Source organism: Paenibacillus sp. FSL R7-0652 (assembly GCF_038595045.1).
Classification (GTDB): Bacteria; Bacillota; Bacilli; order Paenibacillales; family Paenibacillaceae; genus Paenibacillus.
Genome location: NZ_CP152001.1, coordinates 446515 through 461974 on the forward strand (window position 1 = coordinate 446515; position 15460 = coordinate 461974).

15 protein-coding genes are annotated in these 15460 nt (G+C 39.5%); 11 read left to right on the forward strand and 4 right to left on the reverse strand.

Annotated features, from left to right (window positions below; genetic code table 11):
- Nucleotides 1-124: 124 nt before the first annotated feature.
- Nucleotides 125-1249 carry an LLM class flavin-dependent oxidoreductase gene (locus MKY97_RS02140; RefSeq protein ID WP_342553891.1) on the reverse strand — a complete coding sequence of 375 codons (1125 nt, stop codon included), beginning with the start codon at nt 1247-1249 and terminating at the stop codon, nt 125-127.
- 294 nt (nt 1250-1543) lie between these two features.
- On the opposite strand from MKY97_RS02140, the gene MKY97_RS02145 reads away from it, so the two are divergent.
- From MKY97_RS02145 to MKY97_RS02170, 6 genes are all read left to right on the forward strand, one after another.
- A complete protein-coding gene (locus tag MKY97_RS02145) occupies nt 1544-2929 on the forward strand; it encodes a helix-turn-helix transcriptional regulator (protein WP_342553892.1) in 1386 nt (461 codons plus the stop codon).
- 255 nt (nt 2930-3184) lie between these two features.
- On the forward strand, nt 3185-3820 hold the full coding sequence (locus tag MKY97_RS02150) for a helix-turn-helix transcriptional regulator (RefSeq protein ID WP_342553893.1): 636 nt from the start codon (nt 3185-3187) through the stop codon (nt 3818-3820).
- A complete protein-coding gene (locus MKY97_RS02155; protein ID WP_342553894.1) occupies nt 3821-4555 on the forward strand; it encodes a hypothetical protein in 735 nt (244 codons plus the stop codon). It abuts the gene before it with no gap.
- Nucleotides 4556-4584: 29 nt separating this feature from the next.
- Nucleotides 4585-5940: a helix-turn-helix transcriptional regulator gene (locus MKY97_RS02160; protein WP_342553895.1), complete on the forward strand. Its 1356-nt coding sequence runs from the start codon at nt 4585-4587 to the stop codon at nt 5938-5940.
- Nucleotides 5941-6247: 307 nt separating this feature from the next.
- Nucleotides 6248-6433, forward strand: coding sequence for an aspartyl-phosphate phosphatase Spo0E family protein (locus MKY97_RS02165; RefSeq protein ID WP_342553896.1), 186 nt, complete (start codon nt 6248-6250; stop codon nt 6431-6433).
- A gap of 310 nt (nt 6434-6743) precedes the next feature.
- Nucleotides 6744-7229 (forward strand): hypothetical protein, encoded by a 486-nt coding sequence (locus MKY97_RS02170; protein WP_342553897.1) that lies wholly within the window; start codon nt 6744-6746, stop codon nt 7227-7229.
- Between the two features lie 476 nt (nt 7230-7705).
- Here MKY97_RS02170 and MKY97_RS02175 read toward each other — a convergent pair whose 3' ends face one another.
- The 3 genes from MKY97_RS02175 to MKY97_RS02185 form a co-directional block, all read right to left on the reverse strand.
- Nucleotides 7706-8587, reverse strand: coding sequence for a permease prefix domain 1-containing protein (locus tag MKY97_RS02175; protein WP_342553898.1), 882 nt, complete (start codon nt 8585-8587; stop codon nt 7706-7708).
- The gene (locus tag MKY97_RS02180) at nt 8553-8921 is read right to left on the reverse strand and encodes a PadR family transcriptional regulator (protein ID WP_342556202.1); all 369 of its coding nucleotides are present in this window, start codon (nt 8919-8921) and stop codon (nt 8553-8555) included. The genes MKY97_RS02175 and MKY97_RS02180 overlap by 35 nt, the downstream gene beginning before the upstream one ends.
- Before the next feature lie 177 nt (nt 8922-9098).
- Nucleotides 9099-9884 carry a hypothetical protein gene (locus MKY97_RS02185; protein WP_342553899.1) on the reverse strand — a complete coding sequence of 262 codons (786 nt, stop codon included), beginning with the start codon at nt 9882-9884 and terminating at the stop codon, nt 9099-9101.
- A 303-nt stretch (nt 9885-10187) separates the two neighbouring features.
- Here MKY97_RS02185 and MKY97_RS02190 point away from each other — a divergent pair, with 303 nt between their 5' ends.
- The 5 genes from MKY97_RS02190 (at nt 10188) to MKY97_RS02210 (ending at nt 15455) form a co-directional block, all read left to right on the forward strand.
- Entirely contained in the window at nt 10188-10949 is a 762-nt protein-coding gene (locus MKY97_RS02190) for a hypothetical protein (RefSeq protein WP_311281544.1), read from the forward strand.
- Nucleotides 10950-10960: 11 nt separating this feature from the next.
- Nucleotides 10961-11668 (forward strand): AAA family ATPase, encoded by a 708-nt coding sequence (locus tag MKY97_RS02195; protein ID WP_342553900.1) that lies wholly within the window; start codon nt 10961-10963, stop codon nt 11666-11668.
- Between the two features lie 358 nt (nt 11669-12026).
- On the forward strand, nt 12027-12296 hold the full coding sequence (locus tag MKY97_RS02200) for a hypothetical protein (RefSeq protein WP_342553901.1): 270 nt from the start codon (nt 12027-12029) through the stop codon (nt 12294-12296).
- A 686-nt stretch (nt 12297-12982) separates the two neighbouring features.
- Nucleotides 12983-13168 (forward strand): aspartyl-phosphate phosphatase Spo0E family protein, encoded by a 186-nt coding sequence (locus MKY97_RS02205; RefSeq protein ID WP_342553902.1) that lies wholly within the window; start codon nt 12983-12985, stop codon nt 13166-13168.
- A 415-nt stretch (nt 13169-13583) separates the two neighbouring features.
- On the forward strand, nt 13584-15455 hold the full coding sequence (locus MKY97_RS02210) for a sensor histidine kinase (protein ID WP_342553903.1): 1872 nt from the start codon (nt 13584-13586) through the stop codon (nt 15453-15455).
- Nucleotides 15456-15460 lie beyond the last annotated feature (5 nt).

Sequence of the window (15460 nt, forward strand, 5' to 3'; positions counted from 1 at the left end):
ATATGTGATAAGTGAAGGAAGAGAAGAAGAAGAGGAAGAGGAAGAGGAAGAGAAGAAGAGGAAGAGGGCAATACGGAGGGATTCCGAATTACCCGGGAAGCGGTTTATGTGTGGCAGGGTGATATTATACCTGAAAGATCGGGGAGATGGCAGAGGGCCATATGTCCGTTGGTTTGGGGAAGAAGGAACCTTCGTGCTCGGTCAACAGGGGAGGATCATTCCACACTGAGCTTGGCAGTTCGCGTCGTAATACAGGGGCCACTTCTGTGGCAAAACGTTCCACTTGCTCCTGCTGCTCGCTATGCGTGAGTCCGTCAACGCTTATACTTAGCACCTGGTGCCCGTAAGCGGCATGATAATCCAGAATCTTCGAGATCACCTGCTCCGGGCTGCCGATCAAAACCGGGCCGCGGGCGATGTTGTCCTCCAGATCCGTAAAAGGAGACTGGTTATGCTGTGCCGAAGCGGTGGCGTGAAATGCTTCGTAATACGGCTTGTAACGGCGAATCGCTTCTTCGCCTGTGCTCGCAAGATAGAGGCTGCCAGCACCAGAACCAATCACAGCTTGTTGTGCATCATGACCATAATAAGTGAGGCGCTCGCGGTAATGGTCGATCAAAGCTTTGTATTTGGCCTGAGGGTGGAAGGAATTCGAGGTAAAGAGCGGCTCACCATATTTGGCAGCCAGTTCTGTAGATAACGTGCTCGACGCACTGCCATGCCAGATCGGAATGGTCTTCTGAAGGGGTCTCGGCCACGTGGTCACCCCATCAAGTGGAGGGCGATATGTGCCTTCCCAGGTGACATTCTCTTCCGACCACAGCCGCTTCAGCAGATGATAGCGTTCATCCAGAGAATCCCACTGCTGCTCCTCACGAATGCCAAACAGCGGATAATGACGCGGATCATTGCCTTTGCCGATAATCAGCTCCAGTCGTCCTCCCGATAACTGATCCAACGTAGCGTAATCTTCGGCAACCCGAACCGGATCAAGGATGCTGAGAACCGTAACCGTGGTCAGCAGACGAATCCGTGAGGTGGCCGCAGCAATGGCTGTTAACACAACCGGCGGCGATGAAGACAGAAAAGGTGCCCCGTGTCGTTCACCGATGCCGTAGGCGTCGAATCCCAGCCGCTCAGCGAGCTGAGCTTGCTGCAGGATGTTATGGAATTTCTGCTGGGTTGTCAAAACTTCCCCTGTGACGGCATTAGGCAGATTCATCATGAGGCTAAACAAGGCAAATTTCATTGAATGTACTCCCTTGCTTGTATAAAAGTGTCTGTCCGTGTTGTATAATCCTATTGAAATAGTAGGATATTGAAGTTGGATTAACTGTATCATGTTCCTGCTCATTCTTCTAATGGATTTTTTCTATAAGCAATGGGGGACTAAGCCAAACTGGAAATGGAGAAGGACCTTTTTCTGGGAGAAAATTGTAAAATAATTGCCACGATTTTTATTGACCACTGTAAAATTTAGGATTAAAATTGGTGTAATCATATAAATTCAAATTTCTGGATTTTAATTGTGGAGGTGGGATACATGGAACCTGCAACTACGATACGCTCAACGATTGAGGATTACATCAGGAAACAGGGATATACCCTTCAATATTTTGCAGATATATCAGGAGTGAACGCCGGAACGCTAAGTGCAATCATTAAGGGAACTCGTCCCATCGCCATGGCGCAGCTTGATCTGATTACCCAGGGCATGAATCTGGAGGAAGGTTATTTCTACGAGACGTACGGTGCGGAGTGCTTCGTAGAGTCGGCTCCTCACTGGCGAAGGCTTGAGCCTTTCCTGCAGCGCTGTGCAGAATTGGACAAGCTCGACTGTATCCAGCGAGTGATTCAGCAGGTGACGGACGATCGCTCCTATATCTCGGAATTGTTCGAAATGGCCGAAGGTATGCTGGAGCGCGGTCAGCAGCAAGCAGCCCGCATGTTATATGAATGCGTAGCCGAGTGCGAGAAATACCAGCATTCCGAGCGCCTGGCCCTCTGCCAGTATCGCATCTTCACCCTCTCACTCGGTCAGAATCAACATGATAACCTTCGTGCTGCCGTGCATTTCGAGCCGTATATTAATCGGCTGGATGAAGAGAGGCAGCTGGATGCGATTAAGGATTTGGCGAATACGTATGCATCTCTGCGATATTGGGAAAAGGTATTTAATTTGGCTGAAGAATTAGATCAGAAAACGAAAATTTTGCAGTCATATACAAAGAAAAAAATAGACAAAAGTGATAGACTTACCGCCTATCCTTTGTTTGTATATAGGGCTTATTCAAATTTACTAAAATCATCGGCATGTGAGAAGCAGGGGCGGTATGAAGAGGCTTTAGTCTATACAGAGCTCTATGCCAAACTTTCTAAAGTCTCTGAACCGGATGAAGAAGATCAGATTTTTATTGATAAATTTGCCGGTTGGACAGAAGCCAATACTTATTTATATAAATTAATGATAGGTGACTTCAATATTTTACCTGCTTACGTGAAATTTATCGAGGATAATGAAGCGGAATTACTACCTGCTATGATTAATATTTTAGAGGCAGCTAATAAATTTAACCATGATATTGATGACCTTTTGAATAAGTTTAGTGATCGAATTAACTCTGAAATCATTCGTTTAAAAGGATATACAGAGCAGATGAGATATGAAATGTATGTTGCATTCTTGTTAGAACTCTCTATCTATCACTTAAATCGCCATGAATATCGGGAGGGTCTGAAGCAACTTATGCACTGTCTAGAAGAGTCAATAAAATTAAATAATCAAACAAATATCATTCATTGTATCTCTCTATACGAGAAGCATAAGAATATGGAAACGACTGAAATCGAGCATCAGTATAAACTTATAATGATGGAGGTTCAGAAATCTTATGAAAAAAAAGAAAATCTTCTATATACTCTTGCTTAGCTTTATGGTTATTAATATAAGTCAAATTGGTAATTTTGACAGTGATGTACTTATACAAATGTTAGCTATCAACCATGGTCTGGGCGGTTTATAAAACAGTCAGAGATATTAATTTGTTAAAAAAGGCTTACTTTCAATAATGAGAGTAAGTCTTCTTGTATTTTCATAGATTGACCGATGTAAAATACAGGATTAAAATAACATTTATTATATGTTATTGAATTATAAGTGATTTATGTGATGGAGGTGTGATAAATGGAATTGGTACCTACAACAAGAGCAAATATTGAGAAATATATGAGAGAACAAAATCTCAAGTTGCAGCATTTTTCCGATATTACAGGAATTAATGTAGGGACATTAAGTGCTATTCTTAAGGGCAGCAGACCAATGTCCATGAACCAACTGAATCAGATCACTTATGCAATGGGATTAGAAAAAGGGTATTTTTATGAGAGTTATGGGGTAGAATCCTTCATTGAATCTGCGCCCCACTGGAGACGATTGGAACCATACCTATACGAATGTGCTGAGCTTGGCAAATTAGATTGTATCCAACAGGTCATTACTTATGTGACAGATGATCGATCCTATATTGAAGAATTATACGGGGTTGCAGAGAGTCTCTATGGTAAAGGAATGAATGAGGCGGCTCTTATCTTATACAGGCGTGTTGCAGATAGTGAGAAATATCAACACTCGGAGCGATTGGCATTATGTCAGTACCGTATTTTCTTGCTTCATAAAACACTGAGCAAATTTGATAATCTTAAAGCGGCAATAAAGTTTGAACCATATATTGATAAATTGAATGAGGAAGTACAGTTGGACGCCATTAAAGATTTAGCTAACATATATGCTTCAATTAGCTTATGGGATAAGGTTCTGTAATTGGCTCAAGAACTGGAAAAGAGAGTTAACTTTCAGATTGAATTTCAAAATAAAAAGCATAAAACTAAAGGTAGGAAATCTTTTTATCCTCTATTTGTTTATAATGCTTATGCTAACCTGCTACAGGCTAATGTCTCTGAAGAGCGAAAACAATATGTACAGGCATTAAAGTACATAGATATATATGAAAATATTCTACATGAAATTAAAAATCCAACTAAAGAAGAACAAGATTTAATAATGCTATTAATGGGGTGGGCTAAGGGTAATCGATATTTATATACATTATTTTTAGGCGATTTCGAAGTTCTAGATGTTTATTTAGATTATCTGGATGCCAATCCTAAAGAAATCCTAACAGCATTCGTATATATTGTGAAGTGTGCTAATCAGTATTCATACAATATTAATTACGCTTTGGATAGATTCCATAATTTTCTCGATAAGAACAGGCTAGTTAACTACGTACTAGGGACGAAAAATTTGCATGATTTGAATTTTAGTTATACTCACTTATTTTACGAACTTGCAAAATACAGATTAAATCAAAACAAGATTGAAAAGGGGATTGAACATTTAATTACTAGTTTCGAACGTTCTGTCTCAAGTAATGACGACATGATGTGTATCAAATGCATTGATTTGTACGGAAAATACAGACATTTCGCTAGTAAGACCCAGGAAGAGCAGTATACAAAACTAATAGATAAGTTAAGTGTACCAACTTTTCAATAGTAAATTATCTGGGGAGGACGATGAAGACAATGTCCAATATACGTTCCTTTATTGAAGATTACTTGAAGAATGAGGGATATAAGCTACAGCAATTTTCAAGAATTGCTGACATTAATGTGGGGACATTAAGTGCGATCATCAAAGGAACCAGACTTATTTCGATGAACCAACTCGATCAGATTACATCTGCAATGGGATTGGAACAGGGGTACTTTTATGAAATGTATGGAGTTGAATGTTTTATTGAATCTGCGCCCCATTGGAGGCGATTAGAACCGTTTTTATATCGTTGTGCTGAACTTGGTAAGCTAGATATTATACAACAAGTCATTACTCATGTGACAGATGATCAATCCTATATTGATGAGTTATTTGATGTGGCAGAGAGTCTCTTTAAGAAAAGCATGAATGAAGCGGCACTCATCTTATATGAATGTGTGGCCGACAGTGAGAAGTATCAACATTCGGAGCGGTTGGCCCTTTGCCAGTACCGCATTTTCTTGCTGCATAAAACACTGAGTAAATTTGATAATCTCAATGCAGCAGTAAAGTTCGAACCATATATTGATAAATTAAATGAAGAAGTGCAATTGGATGCAATTAAAGACTTGGCTAACGTGTATATGACGATACATTTGTGGGACAAGGTCGATTTATGGGCACGGGAACTGGAACGGAAAGCAGAATTCCAATTAAAAATTCAATCTCGTAGGCGAAAAAATAAAAGAAGGCTAACAGCCTATCCTCTTTTTACATATGTAGCCTATGCAAACTTATTAATATCAAGCGTTTATGATGCCCGTAAGGAATATGAAAATGTCCTAAAGTATACAGAAAAATACTTGGAAATTGTTGAGGTTGGGAATCCTACACAAGAGGATCAACAAATAATAGATTTGTTCCGAGGATGGGGGGAAGGGAATCAATATGCCTCCCAATTAATGCTTGGTCAAGAAAATGTAATCGATTCTTATTTGGATTATATCGAAAATAACCCGTCAGAAATATTAGCTGGATTCGTTAATATTTTGCAAGCAGCTAATCAGTATTCTTTTAACATTGACTTTGCTTTAGATAGATTTAAGAACCAGATCAAATTGTTTAATACTGACATGCACTTTAAAGGTGGTTATAACGATCAAATGTTAAACCACGGGTATCAAGATTTTTACTATGAATTAGGATATTATCAAATAAAACAACGCAATTACTTACTTGGAATTGATGCCTTACTCATGTGTTTAGATCTCTCTTCTTCAAGTAAAGATGACCTGATGTGTATTAAATGTTTAGATTTGTACGGGGAGTACAGGAGTGAAGCCAATGAAACACAGATCAGAAGGTACAAAAATGTAGTAGAAAAGTTAAGTTTGCCGACTTTTTGATACAGTAAAATGTATTGATTTATATGGAACTTACGGACAGCAAGCTAGTTTGTCAGCAAAAGACGTATTCACAATTATTTAAGACGATAAATATTAAATAAAACAAACAGCCTATCTGCTTTTGAGGTAGGCTGTTTTGTGTTTTGAGAAAGGATTAGGTAGAGCGCAAGGCCTTTTCTAAAGAATTATTTTTACAATATTATGCAAAACACATTATGTTCTAAAAAAGCACTTGTAGTCATTAGCAAAACTAGATAGCTTACTCATAATATATGTTTTTCTAGAATGTCCTAGAGGGGTACATGCCATGAGAGAACTAAGTATCTTGAAAGACGAAATCGAGCAAGGTCGGCAAGAGTTGAGTCGCTTGGTAGATCAATATGGAATCCCGAATGTGAAAGTGCTTGAGCAGTCGATGGCGTTGGATGAGCTAATTAATGAGTATAATCGAGTTACTTTAGGAGTGAATGTAAAAAGGTATAAAGTATTGTAACGCTAACTTAAGATCATAGTCATACTAAACCATGCTTGTATGATGATCATAATTTTTAAAATAGGGCTGAATAAATGGATTATTATTCATAAAAAGTATATTTAAGTTATTTTGAAAACGGTTATATGATTATTCAGAACACATTCACAATTACAAAGAAAAGAGGTGATTGCATCGTTAGGAAATCGATGAAATTTGATTAAGTTGATGAAGGGAGAATTCTAGCTTCAAAGATATCACAGTCTTATGATCTTAGTTACTTTCGGTTATTAACGTGATTATTTTAAAACTGATGAGGAGGAATTTGTATATGTTAAAGAAATTCTATGCATTTACATTCATTTTTGCATTAGCGATAGGAACTATCCTTGTTCCTGTATCTAATGCAGCAGCAAAACCGAAGAACGTTTCTAATCAAGAAATTCGTGCATGGGCTGCTGAATTAGAATACATTTTTGAGAACATCGCTCATAAAGATGAAGGGCGTGGTCTATATATTATTGATGAGCAAGCATTAGCACAATCTACGTTTAACCAAGAGGAAAAGCAAGGCGTACGTGCTATGATTCAATATATTAATAATGAGAACAGCATAACAATTCAAAGTAATGCATGGCAGAGATGTTGGCAGGAAGCGGTAGGAATTAGCGGAGATATCTTAAATGAATTTTTGGGTTATGTTGAGGCAAAACAGTGGGCAGCTGCTGCGGGGGTTCTAGCAATAAGTGGAGTCATTTTTAGTCCAATTGCCATTTTTGTTTTTGGCTTAACATGTGGCCCTGCTCCAGCTGGCTAAATTCATCTGTCCAAATCCCTTTTGTATGTAGTAGCATACAAAAGGGATTTCATTGGTTTTCTTAAAATTGAATTTATTGTAAAATAAGGGTATTGAAGATGTTTGTTCTCGGTGAGTTCTACTTTAACAAGGAAGAGGGGAAGGAGAGGATTAAGATACCTATTTTAAATGCACTTAATGATTTGGGAGTCGTTTTTTTACTTGTAGGTTCCTTTTTTTATTTTCTGCACTTGAGAAGGATTAAAAGGCAAAGGCCATTAACAGGTATAGAAAGATCAATGTATATCATCACCCAAGCTGGTTATTTACTTTGGGCTGGAAGTAAGCTGCTTATGTTAACCTCAAATTAAGCCTATATTGTGGATAGGTATCATAATTCTTTTTGAAAAGTGAAAATCGACATGTGCATGGAAAATAAGCCAGCTCTTATAATTACAAGCGGCTTATTTTTTATTCAATTTCATATGTCATTCCGCTCATCCAGCCTGAAGCTTAGATTTGAGAATCAACTTTTTCACTGAACTTAAAGTGAAAAACAAGACAAGACACATTCCTAATTTCACACCGATATCCGAGAGACGTTGGATGTTACCGATGGCAAAAACACTGTATCCATTGGTAACGGATGAACTAAAACCGTCCCCGAAGAACATATAATATGATCCAAAAACAACCATGTGAGAAACGGTGTAAAGAATAGAGAATACAAAAGGCATCAAAGAAATATAGATATTTTTGCTGAAAATAAACAAAATGAGTGTTTGAACTGCTAGGATCAGACCACCAATAAACATGAAGCTGCTGCGTTCTGAAAAGTCATACGCACCGCTAAAAAATAAATTCTCAAAAAGCGTAAATGAATCGGCGCCCCCAAGCCTATTTTTGAAAAGACCTAGATATGCCTGCAAATATCCTAACCCAAATAAAATGGGAACCGACAATAGACACCAACGATCAGTGTTTTTGCGAGTAAGCAACAGAGCACTGCTCAAGGCACATAGTGTAATGAAGGCTACAGGGAAAAGTTCGATCACACTGTTATGAACATCATAATAATGAAGAGCCACTCCTGTGAACAGGGAGCTTAAATACAGGATTAAGCTCATGATTATAAACTGTAGAATCAGTTTACTTGATAGACCGTAAGTCTCTTGAGTCAATTTAGTTCTGATGTTGATCGGATCACCAAAGGACGCTATAGCTTTTGTGGTAGCTTCTTCTTCAGTGCATCCCTCATTGATATGATGCTCCTTGGAGGAGTGTAAATGAGTAGCCATTTCTTCGGCTAAATCGCTACGCTCTCGTTTAGATAAGAATGATTTCTTAAAAACTTGGTCTAAATAGGATTGAATGTCCATTCGCCGTTCCTCCTAAGAAAATATTAATGATATGTGTATTTTGTTCCCATGAGGTTTTGATCGCTTCAAGTCGAAGTTGGCCATCATCTGTTATCCTGTAATATTTTCGTCTAGGGCCACCTTCTTGTTCACCCCAGTAGCCTTCAATGTAAGTATTAGCTTCCAATCGTTTTAAAGCGGGATACAGTGTACCTTCTTTGAGTAGAAATGCCCCGTTGGTTACTTGATTTATATATTGAGATATCTCATAACCGTATGCATCTTTTTGACTCAGGATGGAGAGCACAATACCATCGATATATCCTTTGATCATTTCATTTTTCAACTCATACACCACCTACTATGTATTTCTATGTAGTTAAATTAACATATATTTGAAAATGTTTCAAGGTCAAGAACTATATCTTTTTATAAAGTTGTATCTGATCTTGCCCCAATAATAAAAAAAGCCCTGCTCGTAACCTTTTACTAGAAATAAAGGCGCCGAGTGGGCAATTTAGATTAATGAATTTTAATTAGTATAAACATTCCCTGCACCATCAACGGATACTGGTGCCCAATTCACAATGCGAATGTGATAATCATTTCCTTTGGGAACACCTGTTAAAGAAATGGTGAAACGATCACCAGCAGCTGATGTATAGTTACCATAAACAGAAGAAGCATTTCCAAATGTTTTCCATCCGATAAAAGAATCTTGAGCGACTTGATAAGACACATCTGCATGGTAATCAGTACTAGCATATTGCCAACCTATAAGATTTACAGCATTCCCCTGTGTCGAAAAAGAGTTAATCGTATAGTGTGCTCTTCCGTAGTTAAAACCAGTAAAAGAATAGTAATCAACCATAGCATGTGTGCTAAATTCTGGTACATTTAAGGCCGCTACAGTAGCGGGATCATCATCACCCAAAACCAATTTCCATTCATCTTCAAACTCTTTAACATATAGTTCGTTTTTGGATTCAACTCCCGAAACGTTACCTTGAAATGTTACAACAACTGTCGAATCATTCTCTGTATGAGCATCAATGATTTTCATCGATTCAAAGTCACTTACAGAATTGTAGTGCTCATACTTTGCGATTTGTTTCTCTTTACTTGGGTATCTCAAGTCTACAACTAGCTCTGTAGCTTCAGCGAAATTCCTTTCAGACATAGTATCAAAAAATTTTTGTACAACTAATTTAGCAGATACTTCAGGATTATCGGATGCTTTAACGGTAGATGTAGAATAAAAAGCGCCTCCTAGAGTAACGGTTAAAGCCAATAAGGGAATTAACAGTTTTCTTATCATTTTGAATAGCATCTCCTTTAGTTTTTTAATCAGATTAGATATTCTTCAAGTTAGTTTAGGCTTGTACTAGATAAAATTAATCAAGTCTTATTTGATCAATTCGCCTTGTTAGAAGAATTGTACACAATTACACCTCCTGCTTTGATAATAAGTTTATTTGCATAATATTGTATTTTGTTATTTTAATGAAAATAGTGATAATAATGTAAAAAATAAATGATATAATTTTAGTATATTTGCTTAAAGGTAATTAAGATCTACTCTAATGAGAAATAAAGAAGGAAATCAATTGGAGGTTGTATTTTGAAAATAACTCGTGAATACTTCCGTCTGTTTACTAAAATGATGTTAAGCAACAAAGTCGCATTCGTATGGTATTTGTTATTTCCCCTCATTGCTTTTTTTATCTTTAATTATCAATGGTTTACTCAGGGGCCTGAGATCAATGAATTTTACATCCAGACCAGTGTATTCGTTTCATATATTATCTTCGTGATGTCCATCGATGTGACGACCAATCTGATCTCTTTAAGGGAGAGCGGTTTTTTCAAAATGTTCAAATTTATCTCGGGTAGTAAATATCCTATTATCTGGGGAAAAGCTCTGAACCAAATTGGTTTTCTGTTCTTGACCATTCTTCTGTTCTCGCTAGTATCGGGAGTGATATTCCTGGATAGCTTTGGACAGGTTGCTTTGTTTCTTGCCGTGTCTTTAACAAGCTGTATATTGGGGTCTGTAATGGTCATTTTATTAACGCTTATCCTCATGCTTCTTCCAGTAAGGCAGGAGTCGCTGAATGCGGTGGTCAGTATGAGTTTACTGGTCATGTTTTTTCTATCTGCAAAGGGACTGGCGTATTCAACAGAGTATGGTCTACTTCTGGTGTTCATCAACCCTATGGAATACGTAAGAAATCTAACTTTTTTATTAGCAGAATGGTTTATGGATAGCCCGTTCCCACATTTGAGTCTGATCAACATGAGCTTCATCACACTTTGTTATGTTACCTGCGGACTTATCGCACTCAAGTTTGTGAAAGTCATATCCAGAACACATCGGACATAGCAGGAGGATCTATGATTAAAATTGAAGATTTGAGCTTTTCTTATCCCAAAGCCTCTCGTCAAAATCTGGATCATTTACATGTGGAGTTTCCCGAACAAACCGTTAATATGATCATTGGCAAAAATGGTTCCGGCAAAACGACATTATTTGATCTGATCGCGAATGTGATAAAACGCCCGTCAGAAATACAAGGTATTCCTGATGAGAAGGAAATCATATACCAGCTGCAGGGTTTGTTATTTCCTCTAACCTTAAAGGCTAAGGATCTTTTTCGATTTTTTCTGTATTCTGACCACTCCAACCGTATTGAAGTGAATAATGAACCTTATGTAGATGAAGCTATGAGTCCAGCTGAGGTTGATTTGGTACAGCGTGTATGGAATATGGAGTTTGGGCAGCTATCTGTTGGGGAGAGGCGCTATCTGTGTATTTTGGCAATCACATTAATGAAGAGGAAATTGTACATCTTCGACGAACCATTGGCGGGAATCGATCCTGAGATGCGTTATCATATTTTAAAAAGGATCGAAAAGCTGGCACTCCATAATGAGTGCACTGTACTGGTCTCGAACCATCACTTGCAGGATATTGCAAATATCCAATGTGTTCTGCATTTTATTCATCAAGGTAAAATAACCTTTAGTGGATCATATGAGACATTTATTGAAATGGGAGATGGAGTGAATCCTGACTTGGCGTTTATGAAGCAGGTGAAGTAGGAGAGGTGTTGCTCCATTTTCAAAACCGCAGATACTCATCTTTAATTTGAACCGAGGGTGGAGAGGGGAAAAGCTATTTTTTATTTTCACATGCTAGAAAAGGCAGAATGTAACGCTTTTTTTAAAGAATTGTTTTTACAATATTATGCAAAGTATAATATGTTATAAAAAGCACTTGTAGTCATTAGCAAAATAAATAGCTTACTCATATTATTGATACTTATGAGTATAAAGAACCAACGGGGGTACACTTTTACTGGCAAGATACTACTGGTTGGTAACTAGACTTACTTTCATAATTTTGGTAATTTAACGCGTATATAATAGCGATACTATATTACTAAAGGAGAATTTAAATTTGAAAAGTAAAATGAATTTCTTAGTTCCCCTTATCTGTTCTATTGTATTATTTGTTATTGGATTTCAATTTATTGCTCAAAGTACTGATTGGGGTATGGACAAAGCTATGTTGGTTTTTGCAGAATACCAACATGTAAAGTCTGATACCTTTGATATCTTTGGTAGTTTTATAAACTCAGAGATTTGGTCGTATAAAATTGAAGGAATATTATTGATTTTTTTAGGGATTTTAATGTTGTATTTAGCAAATTCACTACGTAATAAATAAGGCAGGGGCTGTCCCATAAGTCATAAAATTGGCTAGGGACAGCCCTGTTTTCTAAATTGTAGCAGCAAAAAAAATGGTTCCGGCAAAACGACTTTATGTGATCTGATCGCGAATGTGATAAAACGCCCGTCAGAAATACAAGGTATTCTGGATGAGAAGGAGATTATCTACCAGCTTTGCCACTTCCCTTTTACTCAAAACTGAGCGACAATAATTACCAGTAAAGAGTTAACTTGTGCAACAAACTGTGCTAAACTGGAGATAATAAAAAAAGAGCAAGGATGCGCTAACATCCCTACTCTTTACAACAGCCGCTTCTAAGGGCGGTGGCTGTGCATAGGTAGCTGAAATAGACCTTTACCTTAGCGGTGGCGGTCTATTTCTTTTTGTTTTGATTATTTAGTGATCGCATTCGACAAACAATGCTTTTCATTCATCACGGTAAAAGGATAATCTAAATTATAGTTTGAGATTTTCAGTGAAAGATAGATAGGGTACGGTATATAGCTATAATTATAGATCACGTATCCATATGTTGTAGTGGGTTGTTAACATTGCACAATATCAACCATACTAAATTTACGAAATTACATCCTTGCAAACAAACATTAAATTTTGCAAAGGAACAAAATATGAATTTTTTGGCAATCTATCCTATTATGTTATACAAAGAGGGGGTGTATGCTGTGAGTGAACCGTTGCAGATCAAAGATCGAATTGAACATGATAGGCAGAAGTTACGTCGGTTGGCGGAGAATCATGGCATGCAGGATAACAAAGTCCTCGAGCAGTCCATGGTGTTGGATGAGCTAATCAATGAATATTATCGATTCCAATATAAACATATGATGAAGAGACAACCGATTGCTTAATGCAGTCGGTTTTTTAATGTGACCATCCCCTTTCTTAGAAGATTTGAAGATCTAGAAAAATTATGGAGTCTATAAGAAGCACCCGCGCACCCGCCCCAATAAAACCTGTTGAATCCAGGTTGTATCCATTAGATGCTAAGCGGAAGTCGACCGCAAATGTTGCAGTCGGCTTTTTGATATTTTCTGAAAGAAGTATCACGCTCTCCCAACTTACTCCCATAACAGCCCTTCATCCAATTCCTCTTCAAATTCCGTACTAAATCCATAGCTTACAGGATCGTCGCGACATCTCTAAACTGGATATGATGACCTCAATTCATCCGAATGGATGCATCTGTTTGTTCCAACGGATTGAACCGTTTCATCGAACAACAGCGAGGTCTCATACAATGAAACGAAGGAGGGGGACAAGTGGATGGCAGAAAGGACGATGAACTTTGTTCGTTCTATCCGAAAAAGCATAAACCTGCGCTCTAAGCTGCTAGTGCTTTTTCTGGCATTGACGCTCTTGCCGCTTAGCTTGCAGGGGGTGATGAGCTACGCCCATTTTTCGCAGACGCTGGACCGCAAGACCGAGCAGTTCACCATTGATATGGTGCGGCAGATCAACATGAATCTCAACCGGATGCTGAAGGACTTCGAGCGCTTGTCGCTCCTGCCGCTCTATGACCAAATGGTGCTTGGCATCCTGCGTGAGTACGATGGACCGATGGGTTCGGGAACGTGGGCGAGGTCGGATGATTATCAGAAAATGAAACTGTACACCTCGGCTCAAGCTTATGATCGGCCGGAGATTCGGGGCATTCATCTGATCAGCAACAGCGGCATCCTGTTCTCCAATCTGGACTCCCTTGCGGTCAAGCCTGTCTGGGACGGCAGCCGGGAGCAGTGGTTTACTGAACTGAAAGGCACAGAAGGCACATGGCGTCTGCTTCCCCCGCATGTTCCCGGCTACTACGTAAGTGGTCAGGAAGCATCCTATATTACGGTGGGCAGAGAGCTGCGTGATCCGGGGACGCTCCAGCGGCTGGGGTACATTTTGATTGATATCCGTCTGGAGGCCTTTGGGCAGCTGCTGTCCAACCTGAATTTCGAGCAAAAGGCAAGTCTGATGATCGTGGACAGCCAGCAGCGTCTGGTTTATGAAAAGACGTCTACGGATGGGTTGTCCGCTTATGAACCGCTGTTATCCCACGGGAAAATTCGCGATTATGCAGAGAATCAGAAGATAGAACTGAATGGACGTTCTTACCTCCATGTCAGGCATCATTCGGGATACTCCGGATTGTCTGTGATCAGCCTGACGCCAATTACGGTCATTCAAAAGGAGTCGGGGGAAATGCTTACGTTTACGATGGGACTTGCCCTCCTCTGTATGGCGGCTGTAGCGATCCTCGCCGTACTGGTATCTTATAGGGTCACTCGTCCGCTTATTCGGTTGAAACACCATATGATTCGTGTGGAGCAGGGTGATTTCAGCCAGCGGGTTACCCAGTACAGCAGTGATGAACTAGGACAGATCAGCCGGGGATTTAACCGCATGATGGAGGAGATTCATCGCCTGTTTCATGAGGTGTATGTACTCGAAATTCAGGAACGGGAAGCAGAACTGTCGGCGCTGCAGAGCCAGATGAATCCTCATTTTATATACAACACATTGGAGTCGATCAACATGATGGCTGTCCGTCAGAGGCATGCCGAAGTATCTGCAATGGTGACAGCGCTTGGCAGGCTGCTGCGATACACGATTGATAAGGCAGATCGCATGGTGACGCTGCGGGAAGAGCTGGCGTTTGTCGATTCTTATGTGCGAATTCAACAGGTGCGTTATAACGGTGAACTGGAGATTATTTATGACATTGAGGAAGAAGTTAAGGACTGTCCTGTTCCCAAGCTGATCCTGCAGCCGCTGGTGGAAAATGCGATCTGCCATGGGATCGAAGGAAGTCTAGCAGGCGGCAGCACGGGGGGCATAATCTGGGTATCTGCCGTTTTATTCGATCAGGAACTGCTCATCAGTGTACGGGACAACGGCAAAGGAATGGAACAGGAGGAACTGGATCGGTTAAATGCTTCTATCTCTGGACAGAGCGTTTCCGGGCAAACCGTGCACCCACCTGCTAATCCCATTCTGCATCGTCATGCCGGGGAGAGTCTGGGGCTGCACAATATCGCCCAAAGGCTGCATCTGGTATATGGAAAAGACAGCGGGCTGAGTGTTGATGGCAGTCCTGGACAGGGGCTGGTTGTTACCTTATCCATTCACCTTCAACCGAAAGGGGATTGATACGC

What these genes read in the sequence shown, in the direction of transcription:
- MKY97_RS02175 (WP_342553898.1), bottom strand. Translation starts at nt 8,587, where the DNA reads ATGGACATTCAATCCTATTTAGACCAAGTTTTTAAGAAATCATTCTTA.
- MKY97_RS02140 (WP_342553891.1), bottom strand. Translation starts at nt 1,249, where the DNA reads ATGAAATTTGCCTTGTTTAGCCTCATGATGAATCTGCCTAATGCCGTC.
- MKY97_RS02185 (WP_342553899.1), bottom strand. Translation starts at nt 9,884, where the DNA reads ATGATAAGAAAACTGTTAATTCCCTTATTGGCTTTAACCGTTACTCTA.
- MKY97_RS02170 (WP_342553897.1), top strand. Translation starts at nt 6,744, where the DNA reads ATGTTAAAGAAATTCTATGCATTTACATTCATTTTTGCATTAGCGATA.
- MKY97_RS02160 (WP_342553895.1), top strand. Translation starts at nt 4,585, where the DNA reads ATGTCCAATATACGTTCCTTTATTGAAGATTACTTGAAGAATGAGGGA.
- MKY97_RS02145 (WP_342553892.1), top strand. Translation starts at nt 1,544, where the DNA reads ATGGAACCTGCAACTACGATACGCTCAACGATTGAGGATTACATCAGG.
- MKY97_RS02195 (WP_342553900.1), top strand. Translation starts at nt 10,961, where the DNA reads ATGATTAAAATTGAAGATTTGAGCTTTTCTTATCCCAAAGCCTCTCGT.
- MKY97_RS02165 (WP_342553896.1), top strand. Translation starts at nt 6,248, where the DNA reads ATGAGAGAACTAAGTATCTTGAAAGACGAAATCGAGCAAGGTCGGCAA.
- MKY97_RS02210 (WP_342553903.1), top strand. Translation starts at nt 13,584, where the DNA reads ATGGCAGAAAGGACGATGAACTTTGTTCGTTCTATCCGAAAAAGCATA.
- MKY97_RS02150 (WP_342553893.1), top strand. Translation starts at nt 3,185, where the DNA reads ATGGAATTGGTACCTACAACAAGAGCAAATATTGAGAAATATATGAGA.